The sequence below is a fragment of the Bartonella sp. AP57NXGY genome, assembly GCF_042195805.1.
Taxonomy (GTDB): Bacteria; Pseudomonadota; Alphaproteobacteria; order Rhizobiales; family Rhizobiaceae; genus Bartonella.
This window is the reverse complement of sequence record NZ_JBHIOZ010000362.1, coordinates 1-1047: the sequence shown is the minus strand read 5'-3', so window position 1 is coordinate 1047 and position 1047 is coordinate 1. Positions and strand designations below refer to the sequence as shown.

At 37.1% G+C, this 1047-nt stretch carries 1 protein-coding gene; it reads right to left on the bottom strand.

Annotated elements, in window-relative coordinates; all coding sequences use genetic code 11:
- Nucleotides 1-1047 (bottom strand): efflux RND transporter permease subunit (locus ACFIL8_RS10855; RefSeq protein WP_375689785.1); only part of this gene is annotated, 1047 nt, incomplete at both ends.

Sequence of the window (1047 nt, the reverse complement as noted above, 5' to 3'; positions counted from 1 at the left end):
ATCATTGTCATACAAACTGGACGAAGGCGAATGTTTGCTGCTTCTTCTACGGCTTCACGCACGCTTCTTCCCTGATCGCGTAATTGATCTGCAAATTCAACAATGAGAATACCATTTTTTGCCATAACACCAATTAACAAAATTAATCCAATTTGGCTGTAAATATTAAGACTTACACCACTTAATAGCATAGCAATTACAGCACAACCAATCCCTAATGGGACAGTGGCCATAATAATGAATCCTGAAATAAAGCTTTCAAACTGAGCTGCCAAAATCAATAAAATAATCAAAAAGGCAATGCCAAAAACAATCATAAAATTGGAAGATGTTTCATTAAGCGTTTCGGCTTCCCCTAAGGGAACCAAATAGGTTCCTTTTGATAACAAAGGAGAAGCAATTTTCTGTACAGTTTGGTAAGCTTCCCCTAAAGCGATATCTGGAGTAAGATTTGCGCTTAAAATAACAGCACTCATGCGTTTTTCCCGTTTTAATTGAGGAGCAATAGCTTTTTCATGTAAACGCGCAATAACCGATAAAGGAACATATCGATTGTCTTTGGTTTTTAAAAAAATATTTTCTAAATCGCTAGGACTCTTCATAGAATTTGTACGCGATATCAATTTAACATCGTAAGAATGATCATCCACGTTAATGGAACCAATCTTTTTACCATCCAACATTGTTTGTAATGTATCGCCCAAATTGGTGATATCAATCCCTAAATCGGAGGCTTTTTTTCGATTGATTTCAATAAAAAATTGCGGTTGTGTTGCATCAACAGTAAGGCGTGGGCGAATAAAACGCGGATCATCTTGTAAAGCACTTACCAGCTTATCAGCAATGGGTTGTAATATTGCATAATCATTGCCAAGAATTGCAAATTGCAACCCTTGCCCAGTTCCGCTCACACCTAGAGAATTTCCCTGCGCAGCAAACACAAAAACTGCGGGAAACTGTTTAACCTTTGCATTAATATCTTTCACGATTTCTTGCTGACTCCGTAAACGTTTATCCCAAGATGAAAGCAATAAAATCAAAAAAGCA